Annotated in this window: 21 protein-coding genes; 16 read left to right on the forward strand and 5 right to left on the reverse strand. The window is 70.1% G+C overall.

The window, feature by feature from the left end:
* Positions 1-132 precede the first annotated feature (132 nt).
* The 5 genes from yajC (at position 133) to OG623_RS29895 (ending at position 7156) form a co-directional block, all read left to right on the forward strand.
* Positions 133-618 (forward strand): preprotein translocase subunit YajC, encoded by a 486-nt coding sequence (gene yajC / locus OG623_RS29875; protein ID WP_406150673.1) that lies wholly within the window; start codon positions 133-135, stop codon positions 616-618.
* Positions 619-765: 147 nt separating this feature from the next.
* Positions 766-2523: a protein translocase subunit SecD gene (gene secD / locus OG623_RS29880; protein WP_406150675.1), complete on the forward strand. Its 1758-nt coding sequence runs from the start codon at positions 766-768 to the stop codon at positions 2521-2523.
* Between the two features lies 1 nt (position 2524).
* Positions 2525-3661: a protein translocase subunit SecF gene (gene secF, locus OG623_RS29885; protein ID WP_406150677.1), complete on the forward strand. Its 1137-nt coding sequence runs from the start codon at positions 2525-2527 to the stop codon at positions 3659-3661.
* Positions 3658-4215, forward strand: a complete 558-nt coding sequence (locus tag OG623_RS29890) for an adenine phosphoribosyltransferase (protein WP_362890277.1) — start codon at positions 3658-3660, stop codon at positions 4213-4215. Before secF ends, OG623_RS29890 begins: the two co-directional genes overlap by 4 nt.
* Positions 4216-4393: 178 nt before the next feature.
* Entirely contained in the window at positions 4394-7156 is a 2763-nt protein-coding gene (locus tag OG623_RS29895) for a RelA/SpoT family protein (protein ID WP_406150678.1), read from the forward strand.
* Positions 7157-7219: 63 nt separating this feature from the next.
* Here the strand turns inward: OG623_RS29895 and OG623_RS29900 are convergent, their stop codons facing one another.
* The 3 genes from OG623_RS29900 to OG623_RS29910 form a co-directional block, all read right to left on the reverse strand.
* On the reverse strand, positions 7220-7969 hold the full coding sequence (locus OG623_RS29900) for an ALF repeat-containing protein (RefSeq protein ID WP_406150679.1): 750 nt from the start codon (positions 7967-7969) through the stop codon (positions 7220-7222).
* Positions 7970-8204: 235 nt separating this feature from the next.
* On the reverse strand, positions 8205-9434 hold the full coding sequence (locus OG623_RS29905) for a DUF349 domain-containing protein (RefSeq protein ID WP_406150681.1): 1230 nt from the start codon (positions 9432-9434) through the stop codon (positions 8205-8207).
* A gap of 189 nt (positions 9435-9623) precedes the next feature.
* A complete protein-coding gene (locus tag OG623_RS29910; protein ID WP_406150682.1) occupies positions 9624-10412 on the reverse strand; it encodes a peptidylprolyl isomerase in 789 nt (262 codons plus the stop codon).
* 149 nt (positions 10413-10561) lie between these two features.
* On the opposite strand from OG623_RS29910, the gene OG623_RS29915 reads away from it, so the two are divergent.
* The 4 genes from OG623_RS29915 (at position 10562) to OG623_RS29930 (ending at position 14869) form a co-directional block, all read left to right on the forward strand.
* Positions 10562-11248 carry an MBL fold metallo-hydrolase gene (locus tag OG623_RS29915; RefSeq protein ID WP_406150683.1) on the forward strand — a complete coding sequence of 229 codons (687 nt, stop codon included), beginning with the start codon at positions 10562-10564 and terminating at the stop codon, positions 11246-11248.
* A 16-nt stretch (positions 11249-11264) separates the two neighbouring features.
* Complete coding sequence (gene hisS, locus OG623_RS29920) at positions 11265-12527, forward strand: histidine--tRNA ligase (protein ID WP_406150684.1); 1263 nt, start codon at positions 11265-11267, stop codon at positions 12525-12527.
* A gap of 290 nt (positions 12528-12817) precedes the next feature.
* Entirely contained in the window at positions 12818-13453 is a 636-nt protein-coding gene (locus OG623_RS29925; RefSeq protein WP_406150686.1) for a vitamin K epoxide reductase family protein, read from the forward strand.
* Positions 13454-13495: 42 nt separating this feature from the next.
* Entirely contained in the window at positions 13496-14869 is a 1374-nt protein-coding gene (locus OG623_RS29930; protein WP_406150688.1) for a replication-associated recombination protein A, read from the forward strand.
* Positions 14870-14909: 40 nt separating this feature from the next.
* On the opposite strand, the gene OG623_RS29935 is transcribed toward OG623_RS29930, so the two are convergent.
* The gene (locus tag OG623_RS29935) at positions 14910-15611 is read right to left on the reverse strand and encodes a DUF2470 domain-containing protein (protein ID WP_406150689.1); all 702 of its coding nucleotides are present in this window, start codon (positions 15609-15611) and stop codon (positions 14910-14912) included.
* Between the two features lie 188 nt (positions 15612-15799).
* Here OG623_RS29935 and rpsD point away from each other — a divergent pair, with 188 nt between their 5' ends.
* Positions 15800-16414: a 30S ribosomal protein S4 gene (gene rpsD, locus OG623_RS29940; protein ID WP_406150691.1), complete on the forward strand. Its 615-nt coding sequence runs from the start codon at positions 15800-15802 to the stop codon at positions 16412-16414.
* 11 nt (positions 16415-16425) lie between these two features.
* On the opposite strand, the gene OG623_RS29945 is transcribed toward rpsD, so the two are convergent.
* A complete protein-coding gene (locus tag OG623_RS29945; RefSeq protein ID WP_406150692.1) occupies positions 16426-18672 on the reverse strand; it encodes an ATP-binding protein in 2247 nt (748 codons plus the stop codon).
* Positions 18673-18911: 239 nt separating this feature from the next.
* Between OG623_RS29945 and OG623_RS29950 the strand changes: the two genes are divergently transcribed.
* The 6 genes from OG623_RS29950 to OG623_RS29975 all read left to right on the forward strand — a co-directional run bounded on the left by OG623_RS29950 (position 18912) and on the right by OG623_RS29975 (position 25508).
* Positions 18912-19361, forward strand: coding sequence for a DUF948 domain-containing protein (locus OG623_RS29950; protein ID WP_362890476.1), 450 nt, complete (start codon positions 18912-18914; stop codon positions 19359-19361).
* 7 nt (positions 19362-19368) lie between these two features.
* Entirely contained in the window at positions 19369-19665 is a 297-nt protein-coding gene (locus tag OG623_RS29955; RefSeq protein WP_362890256.1) for a DUF6167 family protein, read from the forward strand.
* On the forward strand, positions 19665-22334 hold the full coding sequence (gene alaS, locus OG623_RS29960; protein ID WP_406150694.1) for an alanine--tRNA ligase: 2670 nt from the start codon (positions 19665-19667) through the stop codon (positions 22332-22334). The genes OG623_RS29955 and alaS overlap by 1 nt, the downstream gene beginning before the upstream one ends.
* Positions 22331-22816: a Holliday junction resolvase RuvX gene (gene ruvX / locus OG623_RS29965; RefSeq protein ID WP_406150695.1), complete on the forward strand. Its 486-nt coding sequence runs from the start codon at positions 22331-22333 to the stop codon at positions 22814-22816. The genes alaS and ruvX overlap by 4 nt, the downstream gene beginning before the upstream one ends.
* A gap of 101 nt (positions 22817-22917) precedes the next feature.
* Positions 22918-24639 (forward strand): endolytic transglycosylase MltG, encoded by a 1722-nt coding sequence (gene mltG, locus OG623_RS29970; protein ID WP_406150696.1) that lies wholly within the window; start codon positions 22918-22920, stop codon positions 24637-24639.
* The gene (locus tag OG623_RS29975) at positions 24636-25508 is read left to right on the forward strand and encodes a shikimate dehydrogenase (RefSeq protein ID WP_406150697.1); all 873 of its coding nucleotides are present in this window, start codon (positions 24636-24638) and stop codon (positions 25506-25508) included. Before mltG ends, OG623_RS29975 begins: the two co-directional genes overlap by 4 nt.
* The last annotated feature ends 30 nt before the right edge of the window (positions 25509-25538 follow it).

The raw sequence follows: 25538 nt of genomic DNA on the forward strand, positions 1-25538 counted from the left end.
CATGCTGGACGTTGTTCCAATGATGCGGACTCGCTTAGACTCCGCCGATGCCGCCCGTACCGGTCGGTGTACCCACCCCCGTAGACCAGGCCGCGTGAATCCAGCGTGGTCGTGCGAAGGAAGTTCCGTCCCGTGAGTCTCGTGACCCTCCTCCCCTTCATCGTGCTCATCGGGGCCATGTTCCTGATGACCCGCTCCGCCAAGAAGAAGCAGCAGGCGGCTGCGGCGATGCGCAACGACATGCAGCCCGGCACCGGCGTCCGGACGATCGGGGGCATGTACGCCACCGTCAAGGAGATTCAGGAGGACACGGTTCTCCTCGAGGTCGCGCCCGGCGTGCACGCCATCTACGCGAAGAACGCCATCGGCGCGGTCCTGGACGACGCGGAGTACAACCGCATCGTCCACGGCGACGACGAGCTGGACACCGAGGGCACCGTCGTGCCCGACGACGCCTCCTCGCTCACCGGCGACGCGCCCGCGGACGCCGATGCGGCCGACGACGACGCCAAGATCGACCTGGGCAAGAAGCCCGAGGACGCCGAGGTCAAGGACGCCGGCGCCAAGGGCTCCGAGGCCGAGGAAGCCAAGGCCGACGGCGAGGGCGACGCGAAGTAGTTCCACGACCCGCAGACGCCGGACACCCCAGGGTGTCCGGCGTCTCACGGGCCGTGCGGTCTTCTGCGGGGGCGGGTCCCCACAACACTTCGTGGCCGCTCGGGCGCGTACCCGGCGCGGGGCGGTTGGACAGGGAGAAACGAAAAGGTGGCAGCACCGAAGAAAGGCCGGGGATCATCCGGTGGACAGGGCAGGCCGGGCCGTGCCCTGGTACTGATCCTGATTGCCATGGTCGCCCTGACCGGCGGGATGTTCCTGTCCGGTCACACCACGCCCCGGCTCGGCATCGACCTGGCCGGCGGCACATCGATCACGCTCAAGGCGAAGAGCCAGCCCGGCAAGCCTGACGCGATCAACGAGACCAACATGAACACCGCGGTCAGCATCATCGAACGCCGTGTCAATGGTCTGGGCGTATCCGAGGCCGAGGTTCAGACCCAGGGCCCCTCGAACATCATCGTCAACATCCCCAAGGGGACGAACTCGAAGCAGGCCAGGGAGCAGGTCGGCACGACCGCCCAGCTCTACTTCCGGCCCGTGCTCACGGTCGCCGGCGGCAAGCCGACCCCCGAGGGGTCCGCCAGCCCGTCCGCGAGCGGTACCGGGAAGCCGAGCGCCACGCCCAGTGCGAAGGCGAGCGACCCGGAAACGGCCTCCGATTCGAAGACGACGCCGTCGGCGACCGCCACCACCCAGGGCCGTGCCGTCACCGACGCCCTCAAGGCCGACGACGAGACCCCGGACCCGTCCGCGAGCACCGGCGATGGATCCGACACCCCGGCGGCGAGCGAGACGCCCGACGCGGCCACTGCGGCGCTCCAGAAGAAGTTCACCGAGCTGGACTGCACCGACGCCTCCGCCCGTGCCAAGGCCGGTGACGGCGTCAAGCCCGAGGACCCCACGGTCGCGTGCAGCTCCGAGGGTGACGCCAAGTACCTCCTGGGCCCGGCCGAGGTCTCCGGTACGGACGTCGACGACGCCAAGGCGCAGTTCGACCAGCAGCGCGGCATGTGGCTCGTCTCCATGGAGTTCACCGACAAGGGCTCCAAGAAGTTCCAGACGATCACCAAGAAGCTGTCGGCGCAGCAGTCCCCGCAGAACCAGTTCGCGATCTCCCTCGACGGTGAGGTCGTCTCCGCCCCCCAGGTGAACGAGACGCTCAGCGGCAGCGCCGAGATCTCCGGCAGCTTCAACCAGCAGTCGGCGGAGGACCTGGGCAACATCCTGTCCTACGGCGCGCTCCCGCTGTCCTTCAGCGAGGACACCGTCACCACCGTCACCGCCGCGCTCGGCGGCGAGCAGCTGGAGGCCGGTCTCATCGCCGGTGCCATCGGGCTCGCCCTCGTCGTGATCTACCTGGTGGCCTACTACCGCGGGCTCGCGCTCATCGCGCTCCTCAGCCTGCTGGTCTCCGGCATCCTGACGTACACGATCATGGCCCTGCTCGGACCGGCCATCGGCTTCGCGCTGAACCTCCCGGCCGTCTGCGGAGCCATCGTGGCGATCGGTATCACAGCGGACTCGTTCATCGTCTACTTCGAACGCATCCGCGACGAGATCCGTGAGGGCCGCACGCTGCGTCCGGCCGTCGAGCGCGCCTGGCCCAGGGCCCGTCGCACCATCCTCGTGTCCGACTTCGTGTCCTTCCTCGCGGCCGCCGTGCTCTTCCTCGTCACCGTCGGCAAGGTCCAGGGCTTCGCGTTCACGCTCGGTCTCACGACCCTGCTCGACGTGGTCGTGGTGTTCCTCTTCACCAAGCCCGTGGTGACGCTGATGGCCCGTACGAAGTTCTTCGGCGGCGGTCACCCGTGGTCCGGTCTGGACCCGAAGCGGCTCGGCGCCAAGCCGCCGCTGCGTCGTTCCCGTCGCGCCAACGTCCGCACCGACCACCCGAAGGAGGCGTGAGATGTCGCGACTCGGCGATCTCGGCGCCCGGCTCTACCGTGGCGAGGTCGGTTACGACTTCATCGGCAACCGTAAGATCTGGTACGGCATCTCGATCCTGATCACCATCACGGCCATCGTCGGCCTGGCGGTCAGCGGCCTGAACATGGGCATCGAGTTCAAGGGCGGTGCCGTCTTCACGACCGATGCCAAGGCCAAGGTGTCCGTCAGCCAGGCCCACGAGGACGCGGTCGCCGCCTCCGGCCACGAGGCGATCGTCCAGGAGCTCGGCAACGGCGGGCTGCGGATCCAGATCACCGAGGTCGACACCAAGAAGGCCGACTCGATCAAGGCCCAGCTCTCCGAGGACCTCGGCGTTCCCGAGGCCAAGATCAACGCGGACCTCGTCGGCCCCAGCTGGGGCAAGCAGATCGCCAACAAGGCCTGGACCGGCCTCGGCATCTTCATGGTCCTCGTGGTGATCTATCTGGCCATCGCCTTCGAGTGGCGCATGGCCATCGCCGCGCTCGTCGCGCTGATCCACGACATCACCATCACCGTCGGTGTCTACGCCCTCGTCGGCTTCGAGGTCACCCCGGGCACCGTGATCGGTCTGCTGACCATCCTCGGTTACTCCCTCTACGACACGGTCGTCGTCTTCGACAGCCTCAAGGAGGGCACGAAGGGGATCACCAAGCAGACCCGCTGGACCTACAGCGAGATCGCCAACCAGTCCATCAACGGCACGCTGGTGCGTTCCATCAACACCACCGTCGTCGCCCTGCTGCCGGTCGCCGGTCTGCTGTTCATCGGTGGCGGCGTCCTCGGCGCCGGCATGCTGAACGACATCTCGCTGTCGCTGTTCGTCGGCCTCGCCGCCGGTGCGTACTCCTCGATCTTCATCGCCACCCCGCTGGTCGCCGACCTCAAGGAACGCGACCCGCAGATCAAGGCCCTGAAGAAGCGGATCCTCTCCAAGCGTGCCGCCGCGGCGGCCAAGGGCGAGTCCGTCGAGGACGGGCGCGACGACCGGGCAGGCGAGTCGGGTGAGTCCGGTGATTCCGGCGAGGACACCGCGGCCGCCGAGACCGCGGGGGCCGTCGTCGGCCAGCGCCGGCAGCCCGGAGGCCACGGCCGCACCCCGAGGAACCGCCGATGACGAGCACGAGCGTCACCGACGCCACCAGGGAGCTCCTGCTCAGCAGGATCCGTGACGTACCGGACTATCCGAAGCCCGGAGTGCTGTTCAAGGACATCACCCCGCTGCTCGCGGACCCGGTCGCCTTCGCGGCGCTCACCGACTTCTTCGCGGAGCTGTGCGTACGGCACGGTGCCACCAAGATCGTCGGCCTGGAGGCGCGTGGCTTCATCCTGGCCGCACCGGTCGCGGTCCGGGCCGGGCTCGGCTTCGTCCCCGTCCGCAAGGCCGGGAAGCTGCCCGGTGCCACGCTGGGGCAGTCCTACGAGCTGGAGTACGGCCGGGCGGAGATCGAGATCCACGCCGAGGACCTGTCGGCCGACGACCGGGTCATGGTCATCGACGACGTCCTGGCGACCGGCGGCACCGCCGGGGCCTCGCTGGAGCTCATCCGGCGGGCCGGTGCCCAGGTCGCGGGGGTGTCGGTCCTCATGGAGCTCGGCTTCCTCGCGGGCCGTGCCCGGCTCGGAGCGGGGCTCGGGGCCGCCCCGCTGGACGCTCTGATCACGCTCTGATCATGTTCTGACCTGCACGGCGCCGAAGCGGCGCGCGTAGGGACGTACAGGACGGGTATCCGGGAACATCCGGGTACCCGTCCGCGTTGTGAGGGGTTCCGCAGTCCCCGGGCGAGGACCTGTCCCGAGGTCGATACCATGGGTTTTCCGGTAGCCCGGATCCGCACGAGGAGCGCTCTTGCCAGACGAGGTCCAGCCAGTCGCCGCCCCGCAGCCCGAAAGGCCCGCGGCGGCCTCAGCCACGCCCGGGAAGGCGCAGCCCGACGGAGCGGGCACGCCAGGACCCGGGGGCGGACACACGCAGGGCCCCGCCGAGGCACCGGCCGACCGGGAGCCCGCCGCGCCGGCCAGGCCGACGCCGCCACCCGGCGCGAAGCCGGCCCCGCCCCCCGGGACGAAGGCCGCACCCACGTCCGGGACGAAGTCCGCGCCCCCGGCGAAGCCCGCCGAATCCGGCTCGGCGGGGCAGGCGCAGAAGTCCCCGGCCCCCGCCCCGGCCACCGGGCAGCCGACGCCTGCCACGAAGCCTCCGGCCACCGGGCAGTCGGCTCCCGTCGCCAAGCCCCCCACGCCGGTGTCCGCCGCGAAGCCGCCGGTCAGGCCGGCCGCCACTCCGCCGGCCCCCGCCGTGCGCTCGGGCGGCTCCTCCAACCGGGTCAGGGCCCGCCTCGCCCGACTGGGCGTACAGCGCTCCAGTCCGTACAACCCGGTCCTCGAACCCCTCCTGCGTACGGTCCGCGGCAACGACCCCAAGATCGAGTCCGCCACGCTGCGCCAGATCGAGAAGGCCTACCAGGTCGCCGAGCGCTGGCACCGCGGCCAGAAGCGCAAGAGCGGCGACCCCTACATCACCCACCCGCTCGCCGTCACCACGATCCTCGCCGAGCTCGGCATGGACCCGGCGACCCTGATGGCCGGGCTGCTGCACGACACCGTCGAGGACACCGAGTACGGCCTGGACACCCTGCGCAAGGACTTCGGCGACCAGGTGGCGCTGCTCGTCGACGGCGTCACCAAGCTGGACAAGGTCAAGTTCGGTGAGGCCGCCCAGGCGGAGACCGTACGCAAGATGGTCGTCGCCATGGCGAAGGACCCCCGGGTCCTGGTCATCAAGCTCGCCGACCGGCTGCACAACATGCGCACCATGCGCTACCTCAAGCGGGAGAAGCAGGAGAAGAAGGCCCGCGAGACGCTGGAGATCTACGCCCCGCTGGCCCACCGCCTGGGCATGAACACCATCAAGTGGGAGCTGGAGGACCTCGCCTTCGCGATCCTCTACCCCAAGATGTACGACGAGATCGTCCGCCTCGTCGCCGAGCGCGCTCCCAAGCGTGACGAGTACCTCGCCATAGTGACCGACGAGGTGCAGTCCGACCTGCGCGCCGCCCGCATCAAGGCCACCGTCACCGGCAGGCCCAAGCACTACTACAGCGTCTACCAGAAGATGATCGTGCGAGGCCGCGACTTCGCCGAGATCTACGACCTGGTGGGAATCCGCGTCCTCGTCGACACGGTCCGCGACTGCTACGCGGCGCTCGGCACCGTCCACGCCCGGTGGAACCCGGTGCCCGGGCGGTTCAAGGACTACATCGCGATGCCCAAGTTCAACATGTACCAGTCGCTGCACACCACGGTGATCGGTCCCAGCGGCAAGCCCGTCGAGCTCCAGATCCGTACGTTCGACATGCACCGCCGCGCCGAGTACGGCATCGCCGCGCACTGGAAGTACAAGCAGGAGGCCGTCGCCGGCGCCTCCAAGGTCCGCACGGACGTCCCGAAGAACACCGGCGGCGGCCGGGGCCAGGACACCGTCAACGACATGGCGTGGCTGCGCCAGCTCCTGGACTGGCAGAAGGAGACCGAGGACCCCAGCGAGTTCCTCGAGTCCCTGCGCTTCGACCTCTCGCGCAACGAGGTCTTCGTCTTCACGCCGAAGGGCGACGTGATAGCGCTGCCCGCCGGCGCCACGCCGGTCGACTTCGCCTACGCCGTCCACACGGAGGTCGGCCACCGGACCATAGGAGCACGGGTCAACGGACGGCTCGTGCCACTGGAGTCGACCCTCGACAACGGCGACCTGGTGGAGGTCTTCACCTCCAAGGCGGCCGGGGCAGGGCCGTCCCGTGACTGGCTCCAGTTCGTCAAGTCGCCCCGGGCGCGCAACAAGATCCGCGCCTGGTTCTCCAAGGAGCGGCGCGACGAGGCGATCGAGCAGGGCAAGGACGCCATCGCCCGCGCCATGCGCAAGCAGAACCTGCCGATCCAGCGGATCCTGACCGGCGACTCGCTGGTCACGCTCGCGCACGAGATGCGCTACCCGGACATCTCGTCGCTGTACGCGGCGATCGGCGAGGGCCATGTCGCCGCGGCGGGCGTCGTCCAGAAGCTCGTCCAGGCGCTCGGCGGCGAGGACGCCGCCAACGAGGACCTGGCGGAGAGCTCACCGCCCTCGCACGGCCGCAACAAGCGCCGGTCCAAGGCGGACCCCGGCGTGGTCGTCAAGGGAGTCGAGGACGTCTGGGTCAAGCTCGCCCGCTGTTGTACGCCTGTGCCGGGCGACCCGATCATCGGCTTCGTCACCCGGGGCAGCGGTGTCTCCGTGCACCGCGCGGACTGCGTCAACGTCGACTCGCTCTCGCAGCAGCCGGAGCGGATCCTCGACGTCGAGTGGGCACCCACCCAGTCCTCGGTCTTCCTCGTCGCCATCCAGGTCGAGGCGCTGGACCGCTCGCGGCTGCTGTCGGACGTCACCCGCGTCCTGTCCGACCAGCACGTCAACATCCTGTCGGCGGCCGTGCAGACGTCGCGGGACCGGGTGGCCACCTCGCGCTTCACCTTCGAGATGGGCGACCCCAAGCACCTGGGACACGTCCTGAAGGCCGTACGCGGCGTGGAGGGCGTCTACGACGTCTACCGCGTCACCTCGGCCCGTCGGCCGTAGCGCAGGCCCTCCCCGTCGGCGACCCGGGCTCCGGCCCTCCAGGTCGCCGACGGTCGGCCCGTGTTACGCGTCGACCTCGTACTGCCCGTACTCCAGGAAGTACCGCATCTCCTCCGGTGTGCCCTCGATGGCCTCCTCGACCGCGGCGCGCAGCGCGTCGCTGATGCCGGGGCGGGCGAGGATGCGGAAGAGCGCGACCCGGTCGTCCTCGGCCTGGGCCAGGCGGTAGCCGGTCTCCAGCCACTCCCGGATCTCGGCGGGTGAGTTGTTGTCGAGGAGTGCGTTGATCTCGGCGGTGACGCGCTTGCCGGAGGCCGGGTCGCCGAGGATGCGGAAGAGCGCGACGTGGTCGTCCTCGGCCTGGGCGAGTGGGTAGCCGGTCTCCAGCCACTCCCGGATCTCGGCGGGTGAGTTGTTGTCGAGGAGTGCGTTGATCTCGGCGGTGACGCGCTTGCCGGAGGCCGGGTCGCCGAGGATGCGGAAGAGCGCGACGTGGTCGTCCTCGGCCTGGGCGAGTGGGTAGCCGGTCTCCAGCCACTGCCGCATCTCGGCGGGTGAGTTGTTGTCGAGGAGTGCGTTGACCTCGGCGATGACGCGCCTGCCCGAGGCCGGGTCGGCGAGGAGGCGGGCCAGGGCGACCCGGACGTCGTCGTCGGACATGTCGCCCGGGGCGTCGCTGCCGTCGCTCGCGGATGCCGCCGACACAGCGCCCGACGCGCCCGGGGCCCCGGCAGCGAAGGCCGGACCCGTGAGCAGGAGAGCCGGAGCAAGTGCGGTGGCCGCGACGGTCAGAGCGGCACGGGTCAGTCTCATCTGTGGACCTGCCTCACGAAGATGGTGATCGGGTGGAGAGCCGGCGGCGGCACGATGCCCGCCGATGCCGTGATCATCCCCCGGCACGCCGTCCCGGTTCATTGCCCGGTTCCGGCAGTCGTCACAGGTTCTTCACTGCCGCCCGGCACGCGGAAGGGGGCCTCCGTACGCGCCGCGTACGAAAGCCCCCTGCGTGGACCGGAAGTGGACCGGAAGCGGACCGGAAACGCCCGGTTCAGCCGCCGAACTCCTCCAGGCCTTTGAGCGCCTGGTCCAGCAGAGCCTGCCGGCCCTCCAGCTCACGCGCGAGCTTGTCCGCCCTGGCGTTGTTGCCCGAGGCGCGGGCCGTGTCGATCTGCGTACGCAGCTTGTCGACGGCCGCCTGGAGCTGACCGGTCAGACCCTCCGCGCGTGCCCGCGCCTCCGGGTTCGTCCGGCGCCACTCGGACTCCTCGGCCTCCTGGAGCGCCCGCTCCACCGCCTGCACCCGGCCCTCGACCTTCGGGCGGGCGTCACGCGGGACATGGCCGACGGCCTCCCAGCGCTCGTTGATCGACCGGAACCCGGCCCTGGCGGCCTTGAGGTTCTTCACCGGGACCAACTTCTCGGCCTCGGCGGCGAGTTCCTCCTTGAGCTTGAGGTTCTCGCCCTGCTCCGCGTCCCGCTCGGCGAAGACACCGCTGCGCGCAGCGAAGAACACGTCCTGGGCCCCGCGGAAGCGGTTCCACAGCTCGTCCTCGGCCTCACGCTGGGCGCGGCCCGCCGCCTTCCACTCGGTCATCAGGTCGCGGTAACGCGCGGCCGTCGCACCCCAGTCGGTCGAGCCGGACAGCGACTCGGCCTCGGTGACGAGCCTCTCCTTGACCTTGCGGGCCTCCTCGCGCTGGGCGTCGAGCGCGGCGAAGTGGGCCTTACGGCGCTTGGAGAAGGCGGAACGGGCATGCGAGAAGCGGTGCCACAGCTCGTCGTCGGACTTGCGGTCCAGACGAGGCAGCCCCTTCCAGATGTCGACGAGCGCACGCAGGCGCTCACCCGCCGACCGCCACTGCTCGCTCTGCGCCAGCTCCTCGGCCTCGACGACGAGCGCCTCCTTGGCCTGACGGGCCTCGTCGGTCTGCTTCGCCTTCTGGGCCTTGCGCTCCTCGCGACGTGAATCGACCGTCGCGACGAGCCCGTCCAGCCGCTTTCCGAGCGCGGCGAGATCGCCGACGGCGTGGTGCTCGTCGACCTGCTGACGCAGGTGCTCGATCGCCGCCGTGGCGTCCTTCGCCGACAGGTCGGTGGTCTTCACCCGCCGCTCCAGGAGGCCGATCTCGACCACCAGGCCCTCGTACTTGCGCTCGAAATAGGCCAGAGCCTCCTCGGGGGAACCGGCCTGCCACGATCCGACGACCTGCTCGCCCTCGGCTGTACGCACGTACACGGTGCCCGTCTCGTCGACACGGCCCCACGGGTCGCTGCTCACAGCGCCTCCTCCACCTGATGCATCGAGGGGGTTCGCCCCCCGTGCATCGTCCACAGTTTCCTGGGGCGGGCAGCGCCCGCCCTGCACAACGCCAATCTAGGCGACCGGCCACCCGGCTGTCCGCACCCAGCGCGGCTGAAATTCTCCGGTGGGCCCATCGGGCGTCGTGCGGGGCGGCAGCCTACGCGGTCAGGCCTTGTCGACCGTCACCTTCTCGACCGTGACGGTCTTCTTCGGAGCGCCGTCGCCGGCGCCCTCGGCGACACCCGCCTTCGCGACCTTCTTGACGGCCTTCAGGCCCGCGTCGTCCATGGTGCCGAACGGCGTGTAGTTGGGCGGCAGCTTGGTGTCCTTGTAGACCAGGAAGAACTGGCTGCCGCCGGTGCCCGGCTGACCGGTGTTCGCCATCGCCACGGTGCCCGCCGGATACGTCACCGCGCCGTCGGCGCCCGCCTTGCCCAGCGCGGTCAGATTCTCGTCCGGGATGTTGTAGCCGGGGCCGCCCGACCCGTCACCCTTCGGGTCACCGCACTGCAGGACGAAGATGCCCTCCGTGGTCAGACGGTGACACTTCGTGCCGTCGAAGTACTTGTCGTCCGCCAGGGACTTGAACGAATTCGTGGTGTGCGGGGTCTTCGCCGCGTCCATCGCGATCCCGATGTCGCCCTGGCTCGTCTCGAGCGACATCGTGTACTTCGCCTTTTTGTCGATCTTCATCGCGGGCTCAGGAGTGCTGCTCTCGCTCTCCGTGGGCGATGCCGACGGGTCGGCGCTCGCGGCCGCCTCCGTCGTGTCCTTCGAGTCGTCGCCGTCGAGCGAGACATAGGCGCCCACTCCGATGACCGCCACCACGGCCACCGACGAAGCGATGATCACCGTGAGACGCCTGGTCCTCCGGCGCGCCTCCTCCCGGCGCTGCTGCTGCCGCTCGAACTTCTCCCGGGCGAGCTGCCGCCGCCGCTGATCGCTGCTGACCACCGGATGGTCTCCTTGTACGTCGTCTGATCGGTCCTGGATTTGCCCGTACGGTATATGGGTTAGCTGTGGAATGAGGAGCGCCGGTAGTCTCTGAACGGCCACGTTCTTCTCCGTGGCCCTCCTCGTCGGACGAACACCTAAGGACGAACGTGCTCATTGCCGGGTTCCCCGCCGGGGCCTGGGGGACCAATTGCTACCTGGTCGCCCCCGCCGCAGGCGAGGAGTGCGTGATCATCGACCCGGGCCACCAGGCCGCCCAGGGCGTCGAGGACGCGCTGAAGAAGCATCGGCTCAAGCCCGTCGCCGTCATCCTCACCCACGGCCACATCGACCACGTCGCCTCGGTCGTCCCCGTATGCGGCGCCCATGACGTCCCCGCCTGGATCCACCCCGACGACCGCTTCATGATGAGCGACCCCGAGAAGGCACTCGGCCGCTCCATCGGGATGCCGCTGATGGGCGAGCTCGCCGTGGGGGAGCCGGACGACGTCAAGGAGCTGACCGACGGCGCCCGGCTGGAGCTGGCGGGTCTGGAGTTCGGCGTCGCGCACGCGCCCGGCCATACGAAGGGGTCGGTGACGTTCAGAATGCCCGAGGTCGCGGATGTCCCGCAGGTCCTCTTCTCGGGCGATCTGCTCTTCGCCGGCTCCGTCGGACGCACCGACCTGCCCGGCGGCGACCACGCCGAGCTGCTCGAGTCGCTGGCCCGCGTGTGCCTGCCGCTCGACGACTCGACCGTGGTGCTGTCCGGCCACGGCCCCCAGACGACCATCGGCCGCGAGCGCGCCGCCAACCCGTATCTGAACGGTCAGGCCGCGCCCCGCCGAGGAATGTGACGAGAGAACAGAAGCTGTGAGCACCTTCCAGGCCCCCAAGGGCACGTACGACCTGATCCCCCCGGACTCCGCGACGTACCTCGCGGTGCGCGAGGCCATCTCCGCGCCCCTGCGCAACTCCGGCTACGGCTACATCGAGACACCCGGCTTCGAGGACGTGGCCCTGTTCGCACGGGGCGTCGGCGAGTCCACCGACATCGTGTCCAAGGAGATGTACGCCTTCGAGACCAAGGGCGGCGACAAGCTGGCACTGCGCCCCGAGGGCACCGCGTCCGTGCTGCGCGCGGCGCTGGAGGCCAACCTCCACAAGGCGGGCAACCTCCCGGTCAAGCTCTGGTACTCCGGCTCGTACTACCGCTACGAGCGCCCGCAGAAGGGCCGTTACCGCCACTTCTCGCAGGTCGGCGCCGAGGCTATCGGCGCCGAGGACCCGGCGCTCGACGCCGAGTTGATCATCCTCGCCGACCAGGCGTACCGCGCCCTGGGGCTCCGCGAGTTCCGGATCCTGCTCAACTCGCTGGGTGACAAGGAGTGCCGCCCCGTCTACCGCGAGGCGCTCCAGGGCTTCCTGCGCGACCTCGACCTCGACGAGGACACCCGCCGCCGCATCGAGATCAACCCGCTGCGGGTGCTCGACGACAAGCGGGCCGAGGTCCAGAAGCAGCTGACCGGCGCCCCGATGCTGCGCGACTACCTCTGCGACGCCTGCAAGGCGTACCACGAGGAGGTCCGTGCGCTGCTGACCGCGGCGGGCGTGGTCTACGAGGACGACGAGAAGCTGGTCCGGGGCCTGGACTACTACACCCGCACCACCTTCGAGTTCGTCCACGACGGGCTCGGCTCGCAGTCGGCGGTGGGCGGTGGCGGTCGCTACGACGGGCTGTCGGAGATGATCGGCGGCCCCGCGCTGCCGTCCGTCGGCTGGGCGCTCGGCGTGGACCGCACGGTGCTCGCCCTGGAGGCGGAGGGCATCGCGCTCGACATCCCGGCCGCCACCAGTGTGTACGCGGTACCGCTCGGCGATGAGGCACGGCGCGTGCTCTTCGGCCTGGTCACGGAGCTGCGCAAGGCCGGGGTCGCCACGGACTTCGCGTTCGGCGGCCGGGGGCTCAAGGGCGCGATGAAGAGCGCCAACCGCTCCGGCGCGCGCTTCACGCTCGTGGCGGGGGAGCGTGACCTCGCCGAGGGTGTCGTCCAGCTCAAGGACATGGAGTCGGGAGAGCAGAAGCCGGTCGCGCTCGACGCGCTCGTGACCACGGTCAGGGACGAGCTGGCCTGACCGTCCCCGCCCACCGATCGATGTGTGCCCGCCCGGTCCGTCCGGGCGGGCACACACGCGTCGGGGCGTGGGCCCGAATCCCGCACCGTCAACTCGGTGAGGCCGGGTTCATCCTGTCGAACGGTGCCGATCCTGGAGGGCTCCCGACGGCCGGCAGCGCCGGGACCGGCCGAAGTGCCGCGTTCCTGGCGCCGTTCGGGCACATCTTTATGCGCATCGAACGGTTGGTCGCTTCGGAGGTGCGGCACAATGACCTTGCCCGGCCGGCTACTCAGTGATGGAACGGCGATATGACGATGGCAGCGGTAGACCACCCCTCCTCCCGGCAGGACGAGGACAACGGGGCGAAGACCTTCGGCAGCGGCCGCGCGTTCGCGCTGCTGCTGGTGATCACCGGTGCGGCCGGGCTGCTCGCCGGCTGGGTGATCACCATCGACAAGTTCAAGCTGCTGGAGGACCCGAGCTTCGTCCCGGGATGCAGCCTGAACCCGGTGGTCGCGTGCGGCAACATCATGAAGAGCGAGCAGGCGTCCGCCTTCGGCTTCCCCAACCCGATGCTCGGCATCGCCACCTACTCGGTGGTCATCGGCATCGGCATGGCGCTCCTCGCCGGCGCCCGCTTCCGCGCCTGGTACTGGCTCGGCCTCAACGCGGGCACGCTGTTCGGCGTCGGATTCTGCACCTGGCTGCAGTACCAGTCGCTCTACAACATCAACTCGCTCTGCCTGTGGTGCTGCCTGGCCTGGGTCGCCACGATCTTCATGTTCTGCTACGTCACCACGCACAACATCAAGCACGGCATCCTGCCCGCCCCCGCCTGGCTGCGGAACACCCTCACCGAATTCCACTGGGTGCCGCCGGTCCTCTGGATCGGGGTCATCGGAATGCTGATCCTGACCCGCTGGTGGGACTTCTGGACCAGCTGATGCCGGGCGGTCCTGTCAGTGGGGTGACATAGGCTTCTCGACGTGGAGCCCGACCTCTTTACCGCAGCAGCCGAAGACCGCCAGGAGAAGGACCCGTCCAGCAGCCCCCTCGCTGTCCGGATGCGCCCTCGTACGCTGGACGAGGTCGTCGGCCAGCAGCATCTGCTCAAGCCGGGCTCGCCGCTGCGCCGTCTCGTCGGTGAGGGCGGTGGAGGGCCCGCAGGCCCCTCGTCGGTGATCCTCTGGGGGCCGCCGGGCACCGGCAAGACCACCCTGGCGTATGTGGTCAGCAAGGCCACCAACAAGCGCTTCGTCGAGCTCTCCGCGATCACCGCGGGAGTCAAGGAGGTCCGGGCCGTCATCGAGGGCGCGCGCCGCGCCACCGGCGGTTTCGGCAAGGAGACCGTTCTCTTCCTCGACGAGATCCACCGCTTCTCCAAGGCCCAGCAGGACTCCCTGCTCCCCGCCGTGGAGAACCGCTGGGTCACGCTGATCGCGGCCACCACGGAGAATCCGTACTTCTCGATCATCTCCCCCCTGCTGTCGCGCTCCCTGCTCCTCACCCTTGAGCCGCTCACGGACGAGGATCTGCGGGCGCTCCTGCGCCGGGCGCTGACCGAGGAGCGTGGCCTCGGCGGTGCCGTCACCCTGCCCGATGACGCCGAGGCGCATCTGCTGCGCATCGCCGGCGGTGACGCGCGGCGTGCGCTGACCGCGCTGGAGGCCGCTGCGGGAGCGGCTCTCACCACGCACGAGCGGGAGATCACGCTCACGACGCTGGAGGAGACCGTCGACCGCGCCGCCGTGAAGTACGACCGCGACGGCGACCAGCACTACGACGTGGCGAGCGCCCTGATCAAGTCGATCCGCGGATCCGACGTGGACGCGGCCCTGCACTATCTGGCCCGGATGATCGAGGCGGGCGAGGACCCCCGCTTCATCGCGAGACGGCTGATGATCTCCGCGAGCGAGGACATCGGACTCGCCGATCCGACGGCGCTGCCCACAGCGGTGGCGGCCGCCCAGGCCGTCGCCATGATCGGCTTTCCCGAGGCGGCTCTCACCCTCAGCCATGCCACGATCGCGCTGGCGCTCGCACCCAAGTCCAATGCGGCGACCCTGGCGATCTCCGCCGCGCAGGAGGATGTGCGCCGGGGCCTCGCGGGCCCGGTCCCGGCCCATCTGCGTGACGGTCACTACAAGGGCGCGGCCAAGCTGGGCCACGCCCAGGGCTATGTCTACCCGCACGACGTGCCCGGCGGGATCGCCGCCCAGGAGTACGCCCCGGACGCCGTCCGCGGCAGGCGTTACTACGAACCCACGCGCTACGGCGCGGAGGCACGGTACGCCGATGTGGCCGACCGGGTCCGTGAGCGGCTGGGCCGCGGCGAGCCGGGCGGTCCGTCGTCCTCCTGACGGCTGCCGCCCAGCAGGAAGCCGCCCAGCGGGACGCCGCTCAGCAGGACGCCGCTTCGAAGAGGGTGTGCATCGCGCGGCGCAGCTCGGTGATGTCGCGTACGGGCTCGGGAAATTCGAACCGGGCGTCGAAGCAGGCGTCACCGTTCTCCACGAACCGCACCCGGAGGCCGAAGCGGTCGAGCGCGACGGGCACGGCGGCGAGCCTGTGGTCCGCGCAGCCGCACTCGGCACGGTCACCGAGCAGCGCGGACAGGGTGGCCAGCTGCTCGCTGTGGGCGGCGTGCAGATGCTGGAGCAGCTCGGCCTCGTGGTCGACCAGCGGATCGGCGACGGCGTCGCGGAAGTCCTCGGGCTCCACCTCGTCGAATCCCCACAGGTCGTCGACCGACGCCTCCCCGGTCTCCAGCCGGAGCACCATCCGGCCGGGTTGCCCGAGCCCCGGCACCGCGGTGAGCCAGCCGGCGATCCGGGCACGGCCGCGGATCCGGTGCGGCACGGAGACCGGGGCGACATCGGTGATCTCCAGCACAGCGGTCAGTTCGTCGCCCTGAGCGCGGGTCGCGGCCCGCACGACCGGGGATTCGGCCGGGAATCCGAGGAACAGATCCCCCTCCGGGCCGATGCTCCTGCTGTCGGGCATCAGCTGGTCCGGGTGGATCACCGACAGCCCCGGTACGAGCAGCACCGCGGAGCAGGTACTCTGTACGAGAGTTCGTGTGCGCTCGGCTGCTGACGGCATCCGAGTGTTTTCAAGCCCGCTGGGACGCGGCTGACCACGATCAGATCGGCCTTCCGTCGTTGCGGCGCCTTCTTGTGCGCCGTCGCTGTCTGTGCTGTCCGTGACGTGTGTGGTGTTCCCAGGGCGAGACATGCGATCTCCTTGAGTAAGGTAAGCCTAACCTAACCTACAACGGAGGTCTGGAGAACGTGCCTAACCAGTCGCGTCCCAAGGTCAAGAAGTCGCGTGCACTCGGCATCGCCCTGACGCCGAAGGCTGTCAAGTACTTCGAAGCCCGCCCCTACCCGCCGGGCGAGCACGGCCGTGGCCGCAAGCAGAACTCGGACTACAAGGTCCGTCTGCTCGAGAAGCAGCGTCTGCGTGCGCAGTACGACATCAGCGAGCGTCAGATGGCGCGCGCCTACGACCGCGCCCGTAAGGCCGAGGGCAAGACGGGCGAGGCGCTGGTCGTCGAGCTGGAGCGTCGTCTCGACGCCCTGGTCCTGCGCTCGGGCATCGCCAAGACGATCTACCAGGCTCGTCAGATGGTCGTCCACGGCCACATCGAGGTCAACGGTGGCAAGGTCGACAAGCCGTCCTTCCGCGTGCGCCCCGACGACGTCGTCCAGGTCCGCGAGCGCAGCCGCGCCAAGGTCCCCTTCCAGGTGGCCCGCGAGGGTGGCTTCGACACCGAGGGCGAGACCCCGCGCTACCTCCAGGTGAACCTGAAGGCCCTGGCCTTCCGCCTGGACCGTGACCCGAACCGCAAGGAAATTCCGGTCATCTGCGACGAGCAGCTCGTCGTCGAGTACTACGCCCGCTGACGCAGGCGTAGCTATCGACCGAGCTCGGGCCCGCCCCTCCCTGTCGTACGGGAGGCGGCGGGCCTTCGCGTTTCCCCTGCCGCATCGGCCGCCCCGCCGCCGGGCGACGCCTCCGGCGCCGCGCCTTCGCCCTCGGGGGCCGTGCCACCGCCGTCCGGGCCGGCGTCCTCCCGGCCGGTCCTGAGCGCCCGCGCCACCGCCGCGTTCGCGTCCAGCCGGAGGCCCAGGCGCCGCTCCGTCTCGTACCGCGTGTCTCCGAGCTCCGCCCTGGCGCGCTTCTCGCACTCGGTCCTGGGCCTGCCGTAGTGGACGGAACCGAACAGCGGCAGGCCCACCGAAGGCCAGATCCGGTCCGCCGCACCCTGGAGCACCGCGGCCTCCGACGCGTCGCCCTCGGTCACCGTGATGAGGGCCAGCAGCTCCAGCGAGAGTGCCGTGCCGAGCAGATCGTGGAAGGCGTGGCCGATGGAGAGGGCCTCCCCGAGCATCCGGCGTGCGCGCGTGCACGCCCCCGCCCGCAGGGCCGCGAAGCCCAGGACGTACAGCGCGTAGGCCAGGGTCCACCGCTCACCGTGGTCCTCGCAGATCTCCCTGACCTCCTGACAGATCACCGAGGCCGCGTCCAGGTCACCGCGGAAGGCCACGGCCATGCCCAGCTCCACCTGGGCCATCAGGACATTGCTGTTCAGCTCGCCGATCTCCCGGTAACGATCGAGCGCCTCGCGCAGCAGTCCCTCCGCGCGGACCGGGTCGTCCGTGACGAGCGAGAGACAGCCCGTACGGTGCGCGGCGTAGGCCACCGCCGTGGCGTCCCCCGAGCGCTCGCCCTCCTCGCGGCACTCCTGCAGAGCCGAGACCGCGCCGGCCGGATCCCCCTGGAGCACGGCGACGTACCCCAGCACCCACAGGGCCTTCAGGCGCGAGTGGTCGGGGGGCGACTCCGCCTCCAGCACGTGGTCCAGCCAGTGGCGGCCCTCCGACAGACGTCCGCAGCCCACCCAGTAGAACCAGAGCGTGCCCGCCAGGTACTGCGCGAGATGAACCTCGTCGGGACTCTCCATCGAGCACTCCATCGCACGGCGGAGATTGGGCAGCTCGCTGTCGATCCGGGCGGCGACCTCCGCCTGCCTGGGGCTGAACCAGTCGAGCTCGCACCAGGTGGCAAGCCCCAGATACCAGTCCCGGTGCCTGTGCCGCAGCCGCTCGGCGTCCCCCGTCGCCCGCAGCCACTCGGCTCCGTACTCCCGCACGGTGTCCAGCAGCCGGTAGCGGCTGCCGACGGCGCAGTCCTCGCGCAGCACCACGGACTGGGCGAGCAGCTCGTCCAGCACGTCCAGCACGGAATCGGCCGGCAGACCGGGGCCGCTGCAGATGTACTCGACGGCCTCCAGGTCGAACTGCCCGGCGAACACCGAGAGCCGCGCCCACAGCAGGCGCTGCTCGGGGGCGCACAGCTCATGGCTCCAGCCGATCGCCGTACGCAGTGTCTGATGGCGGGGTAGCGCGCTGGGGCTGCCCCCGGTCAGCAGCCGGAACCGGTCGTCGAGGCGGTGCAGCACCTGCTCCGTCGTCAGGGCGCGCAGCCGCCCCGCGGCGAGCTCAAGGGCCAGCGGGATGCCGTCGAGACGGCGGCAGAGCTCCCGTGCGGTCTCCCGGTCGGCGTCCGTCCGCAGGACCCCGGGGCGCACCGCGGCGGCACGCCGGGTGAAGAGCTCCAGGGCGTCGTCCTCCCTCATCGGCAGCAGGGGGAAGGTGAGTTCACCGTCCACCCGCAGCGGGCGCCGCCCGGCCGCCAGCACCTTGAGGTGGGGCGACCGGCGCAGCAGCTCCCGTACCAGCGAGGCGCACGCGTCGGTCAGCTGCTCGAAGCCGTCGATCACGAGCAGGAGCCGGCGTTCCGCGCAGTGTTCGAGCAGCATCGTGCGGGGTGGTCTGCCGGTCTGTTCGGTGATGCCCAGCGCGTCGACAAGTGCGTGTTCGAGCAGTTCGGGGTCCTGGACGGTCGAGAGCTCGACGATCCAGACACCGTCGCAGTACCGTTTCTCCATCAGTGCGGCGACTCTGGTCACGAAGCGGGTCTTGCCGACCCCGGCCACACCGGCGACGGTGACGAGCCTGGACTTCCGCAGCAGCGGCTCCAGTTGGGCCAGTTCGTCGTCACGTCCCACGAAGGTGTTCAGCTCCGCGGGGAGATTTCCGCGTACGGCGGCGGGCTCCGCGTCGTCGGGCGTGGGGGAGGGGCGCTGAGGGCGTCGCATGAAACACGCAGAGTACTGGCACATAAGCTCTCCGTACAATCTCCCCGCGTCGAGGGGGCCCACGCCGCCCCGTAATGCGGTACGGCGCGTGACGTCCGGCGCGATAGGCTCGGGGGACGACGATCGGCAGTGGTGGCAGGACGCGCCGGCCGAGCGGTGGCAGGCAGACAGCGGCCGGGAGAGGTCCCGGCCGGTGCGGGCGACGAAACAGAGAGCGGTGCACTGTGTCCGGTGGAGAGGTGGCCGGCATCCTGGTGGCTGTCTTCTGGGCGATCCTGGTGTCCTTCCTCGCCGTGGTACTGGTGAGACTGGCCCAGACGCTCAGGGCGGCCACCGCCCTGGTGGCGGACGTGACCGAGCAGGCGGTTCCGCTGCTCGCGGACGCCTCCGCCACGCTGCGCTCCGCGCAGAGCCAGCTGGACAAGGTCGACGCCATCGCGAGCGACGTCCAGGAGGTCACCTCCAACGCCTCGGCGCTCTCCACCACGGTCGCTTCGACGTTCGGCGGCCCACTCGTGAAGGTCGCGGCGTTCGGCTACGGGGTGCGGCAGGCGATCGGCCGCCGCACCGCAGCCGAGCCCGAGCCGGCCGGCCGGACCTCCCGCCGCGCCGTGATCGTCGGCCGTACCGTGCCGTCCGCCCGCGCCAGGAAGCGGAACGGCCGAAGCTCCCGCGGACAGAAGGACTGAACCAGCGATGTTCCGCCGTACGTTCTGGTTCACCGCCGGCGCAGCCGCCGGTGTCTGGGCCACCACCAAGGTCAACCGCAAGATCCGGCAGCTGACTCCCGAGAGCCTCGCGGCGCAGGCCGCCGACAAGGCGCTCGACGCGGGTCACCGGCTGAAGGACTTCGCACTCGACGTCCGTGAGGGCATGGTCAGGCGCGAGGCCGAACTGGGCGGGGCACTCGGTATCGAGGCGCCGCCCGACCCCGAGCTCGCCGTCCACCGGGCACTTCCCTACAACTCGAACAACCGGAATGAGGACCACTAATGGAGTCGGCTGAAATTCGCCGCCGCTGGCTGAGCTTTTTCGAGGAGCGCGGCCACACCGTCGTGCCTTCGGCGTCGCTCATCGCGGACGACCCGACTCTGCTGCTGGTCCCCGCGGGCATGGTCCCCTTCAAGCCCTACTTCCTCGGTGAGGTCAAGCCGCCCGCCCCGCGCGTCACCAGCGTGCAGAAGTGCGTGCGCACGCCGGACATCGAAGAGGTCGGCAAGACCACCCGGCACGGCACCTTCTTCCAGATGTGCGGCAACTTCTCCTTCGGGGACTACTTCAAGGAAGGGGCCATCCAGTACGCCTGGGAGGCCCTCACCGGCTCCGTCGCCGACGGCGGCTTCGGCCTCGACCCCGAGCGCCTGTGGATCACGGTCTACCTCGACGACGACGAGGCCGAGCGGATCTGGCGCGAGAAGATCGGCGTCCCGGCCGAGCGCATCCAGCGCCTGGGCAAGAAGGACAACTTCTGGTCCATGGGCGTCCCAGGACCCTGCGGCCCGTGCTCCGAGATCAACTACGACCGCGGCCCCGAGTTCGGCGCCGAGGGCGGCCCCGCCGTCAACGACGAGCGGTACGTGGAGATCTGGAACCTGGTTTTCATGCAGTACGAGCGGGGCGCGGGCGACGGCAAGGAGGACTTCCCGATCCTCGGTGACCTGCCGTCGCAGAACATCGACACGGGCCTCGGCCTCGAACGCCTCGCCATGATCCTCCAGGGCGTACAGAACATGTACGAGACCGACACCCTGCGCGTCGTCATGGACAAGGCCACCGAGCTCACCGGTGTGCGCTACGGCGCCGAGCAGGGCTCCGACGTCTCCCTGCGCGTCGTCGCCGACCACATCCGTACCTCGGTGATGCTCATCGGCGACGGCGTCACCCCGGGCAACGAGGGTCGTGGCTACGTCCTGCGCCGGATCATGCGCCGCGCCATCCGCAACATGCGCCTCATGGGCGCCACCGGGCCCGTCGTCCGTGAGCTCGTCGACGTCGTCGTCGACACCATGGGGCTGCAGTACCCCGAGCTGATCACCGACCGCAAGCGCATCGAGACGGTCGCCCTCGCCGAGGAGGCCGCCTTCCTCAAGGCACTCAAGGGCGGCACGAACATCCTCGACACCGCCGTCACCGAGACCAAGGCCGCCGGTGGCCAGGTCCTGGCCGGCGACAAGGCGTTCCTGCTCCACGACACCTGGGGCTTCCCGATCGACCTCACGCTGGAGATGGCCGCCGAACAGGGCCTCTCCGTCGACGAGGACGGTTTCCGCCGCCTGATGAAGGAGCAGCGGGAGCGCGCCAAGGCCGACGCCAAGGCCAAGAAGACCGGGCACGCCGACCTGTCGGCCTACCGCGAGGTCGCCGACAACTCCGGCGTCACAGAATTCACCGGCTACACCTCCGTCGAGGGCGAGTCGAAGATCGTCGGCCTCCTCGTCGACGGTGTCCCCTCGCCCGCGGCCACCGAGGGCGACGACGTCGAGGTCGTCCTCGACCGCACCCCGTTCTACGCCGAGGGCGGCGGCCAGCTCGCCGACCAGGGCAGGATCCGGCTCGACAGCGGCGCCGTCATCCAGGTCCGCGACGTGCAGCAGCCCGTCCCCGGCGTCTCGGTCCACAAGGGCTCGGTGCAGGTCGGTGAGGTGACGGTCGGGTCCTCGGCACTCGCCGTCATCGACACCACCCGTCGCCGGGCCATCGCCCGCGCCCACAGCGCCACGCACCTGACCCACCAGGCGCTGCGCGACGCGCTCGGCCCCACGGCCGCCCAGGCAGGCTCGGAGAACTCGCCCGGCCGCTTCCGCTTCGACTTCGGCTCGCCCGCCGCCGTACCCGGCACGGTGCTCACCGACGTCGAGCAGAAGATCAACGAGGTGCTGGCCAGGGAGCTCGACGTCCAGGCCGAGGTCATGTCCATCGACGACGCCAAGAAGCAGGGCGCCATCGCCGAGTTCGGCGAGAAGTACGGCGAGCGGGTCAGGGTCGTCACCATCGGCGACTTCTCCAAGGAGCTGTGCGGCGGGACGCACGTCCACAACACCGCCCAGCTGGGCCTGGTGAAGCTGCTCGGCGAGTCCTCGATCGGTTCCGGTGTGCGCCGTATCGAGGCCCTGGTCGGCGTCGACGCGTACAACTTCCTCGCCAAGGAGCACACGGTCGTCGCCCAGCTCCAGGAGCTGCTCAAGGGCCGTTCCGAGGAGCTCCCCGAGAAGATCTCCGGCATGCTCGGCAAGCTCAAGGACGCCGAGAAGGAGATCGAGAAGTTCCGCGCGGAGAAGGTCCTGGCCGCCGCCGCCGGACTCGTGGAGTCCGCCAGGGACGTACGCGGTGTCGCGCTGGTCACCGGAGAGGTGCCGTCCGGCACCTCGGCCGACGACCTGCGCAAGCTGGTCCTCGATGTGCGCGGGCGTATCCAGGGCGGCCGGCCGGCTGTCGTGGCCCTGTTCACCGTGGCCAACGGCCGCCCGCTGACCGTCATCGCCACCAACGAGCCGGCCCGCGAGCGCGGCCTCAAGGCCGGTGAGCTGGTGCGCACCGCAGCCAAGACCCTCGGTGGCGGGGGCGGCGGCAAGCCGGACGTCGCCCAGGGCGGCGGCCAGAACCCGGACGCCATCGGCGACGCCGTCGCCGCTGTCGAACGCCTCGTCACCGAGACGGCATGACACCGGACGTGCCTCAGCTGCGCCGTGGACGCCGGCTCGCCGTCGACGTCGGTGACGCCCGTATCGGGGTCGCCTCGTGCGACCCCGACGGGATCCTCGCCACGCCGGTGGAGACCGTGCAGGGACGCGACGTCCCGGCCGCCCACCGGCGGCTCGGCCGGCTCGTCGAGGAGTACGAGCCGATCGAGGTCATCGTCGGACTGCCCCGCTCGCTGGGCGGCGGCGAAGGCCCGGCGGCCGCGAAGGTCCGCGCCTTCGCCCAGGTGCTCGCCCGCGGGATCGCACCGGTCCCGGTGCGTCTCGTGGACGAGAGGATGACCACAGTGACGGCCGCCCACGGGCTGCGCGCCTCGGGTGTGAAGTCCAAGAAGGGCCGGTCTGTCATCGACCAGGCTGCCGCTGTGGTGATCCTTCAGAACGCTCTGGAGTCCGAACGGGCGTCAGGCGCTGCCCCCGGCGAGGGCGTCGAAGTGGTTGTCTGATCGCGATACGGTAACGTTCCGCGCGATGCGCCGGTGTTCGAACAGACACCGCACAGCAAAGCGGAAGAGACGGAGCGTCGTCTCGCGGCTCAAGGGGATCGATGACTGAGTATGGCCGGGGCCCACGCCCCGAACCGTGGCATCCCGAGGATCCCCTGTACGGGGACCAGGGATGGGGAGGCCACCAGGCCGCCCACGGCCAGGGCCAGTACGAAGGCCAGCAGCAGCCCTACCCCCAGGACCCGTACGCCCAGCAGGGCTACCAGCAGGACCCGTACGAGCCGCAGCAGCAGCACGATCCGTACGCACAGCAGCAGTACCAGCAGCAGCAGTACGGCGGCGGCTACCCGCAGGACCCGTACGCCCAGCCTCAGCAGCACCCCCAGTACGACGGCGGCTGGGACACCGGCCAGCAGGCGGCGATGCCGTACGCGGCGCAGCAGCAGCCGCAGTACGGCGAGAACCCCGGCGGCTACGACGAACAGGCCGACTACTACGGAACCCCCGGGGCCTACCCTCCGCCGCAGCCCCCGGGGCGGCGTGAGGAACCCGCGCAGCGGCAGGGCCCCGACTGGGACCCGGAGGAGCCGCAGGAGGAGACGCACCCCTTCTTCACGGGTGCCGACGAACCGGCCGAGGACCCCGGCTCCCGCACGCGCTCCCGAGGGGACGACTCGTACGACGACCACGACGACGACCCGGGCGATTCCCGTGGCGGCGGTGAGCGCCGCGGCAAGGGCAAGAAGAAGCGCGGTGGCTGCGCCTGCCTGGTCATCTCGCTGGTCCTGGCCGGAGGCGTCGGGGGAGTGGCCTACCTGGGTTACTCGTACTACCAGAGCAAGTTCGGTGACGCCCCCGACTTCGAGGGCGAGGGATCGGGCACGGTCGAGGTCGAGATTCCCGAGGGTGCCTACGGGAACGAGATCGCGAACATCCTGAAGAGGGCCGGTGTCGTGAAATCGGTCGACGCCTTCGTCTCCGCCCAGGAAGCGAATCCCAAGGGGGAGTCCATCCAGGCCGGCGTCTATCTCCTGAAGAAGGAGATGTCCGGTGACAGCGCCGTCGAGCTGATGCTGAATCCCAAGAGCCAGAACGCACTTGTCATTCCCGAGGGTACGTCCACCATCGGTATCTACACGGCGATCGACAAACGGCTCGACCTGAAGAAGGGCACCACGGCCAAGGTCGCGAAGACGAAGGCCGAGAGCTTCGGACTGCCCGAGTGGGCGGAGGCCGATCCCGCGATCAAGGACCCGCTGGAAGGCTTCCTCTTCCCGGCCGCCTACGCGGTTCCCAAGGACGCGAAGCCGGAGGACGCCCTCAAGAAGATGGTCGCCCGGGCCAACAAGGAGTACGACAAGCTCGATCTCGAGAAGAGCGCGAAGGAGCAGAATCTCAAATCGCCGCGCGACATCATCACCGTGGCGAGCCTTGTCCAGGAAGAGGGCAAGTACAAACACGACTTCGACAAGGTCGCGAGGGTGGTCTACAACCGGCTCAAGCCGGCGAACCTCGAAACGGTCGGCAGGCTCGAATTCGACTCGACGGTCAATTACATCCGGGCCGAGAGCACCCTGGACGTGGGAGCCGTCGACGACCTGCGGAAGATCGACGATCCGTACAACACGTACAGCATCAGAGGACTTCCGCCCGGCCCGATCAGCAATCCCGGCGCGGACGCGCTGCAGTCGGCCATCAGCCCCGCGGACGGCCCCTGGTACTACTTCGTGTCCGTCACCGCGGACAAGACGCTGTTCGCCGTGACGAACGAGGAGCACGAGGCCAACCGCAGGAAGTACGCGGAGAGCAAGGCGGACCAGTGAGCATCACCCGCCGGGCGGCCGTACTCGGCTCGCCCATCGCCCATTCCCTGTCCCCGGTCCTGCACCGGGCCGCGTACGCGGAGCTCGGCCTCGACCACTGGTCGTACGAGCGTTTCGACGTGGACGAGGCCGCCCTGCCCGGATTCATCGGGGGGCTGGACTCCTCCTGGGCGGGGCTCTCCCTGACCATGCCGCTCAAGCGGGCGGTCATCCCGCTGCTGGACTCCCTCAGCGACACGGCGGCCTCGGTCGAGACCGTCAACACGGTCGTCCTCACCGAGGACGGCCGTCGCCTCGGCGACAACACGGACATCCCCGGCATGGTCGCCGCCCTGCGTGAACGCGGTGTGGAGAAGGTCGAGTCCGCCGCCGTCCTGGGCGCGGGTGCCACGGCGTCCTCGGCCCTGGCCGCCCTCTCCGCGATCTGCGCGGGACCGGTGACGGCCTGTGTGCGCAGCGCGGCACGGGCGGACGAGATGCGCGGCTGGGGCGAACGGCTCGGCGTCGACGTCAGGATCGCCGACTGGGCGGAGGCAGGCGAGGCGCTGGGCGCCCCGCTGGTGATCGCCACCACACCGGCCGGCACCACGGACGCCCTCGCGGACGCCGTCCCGGCCGCCCCCGGCACCCTGTTCGACGTGCTGTACGAGCCCTGGCCGACGGCGCTGGCCGCCCGCTGGGGCGGGGCAGGCGGGACGGTCGTCGGGGGCCTCGATCTCCTCGTCCACCAGGCGGTACTCCAGGCCGAGCAGATGACAGGACGGACCCCCGGCCCGCTCGCCGTCATGAGGGCCGCGGGCGAGCGGGCCCTCGCCGCACGGGCGGACAAACGTCCGTCTGCTGGACCGGCGGCGGATCCGCTCTCCTGATCGTGGGAGGATCGGGGGCGGCGGGCCAGG

This window comes from Streptomyces sp. NBC_01012, from assembly GCF_045162755.1.
Taxonomy (GTDB): domain Bacteria; phylum Actinomycetota; class Actinomycetes; order Streptomycetales; family Streptomycetaceae; genus Streptomyces.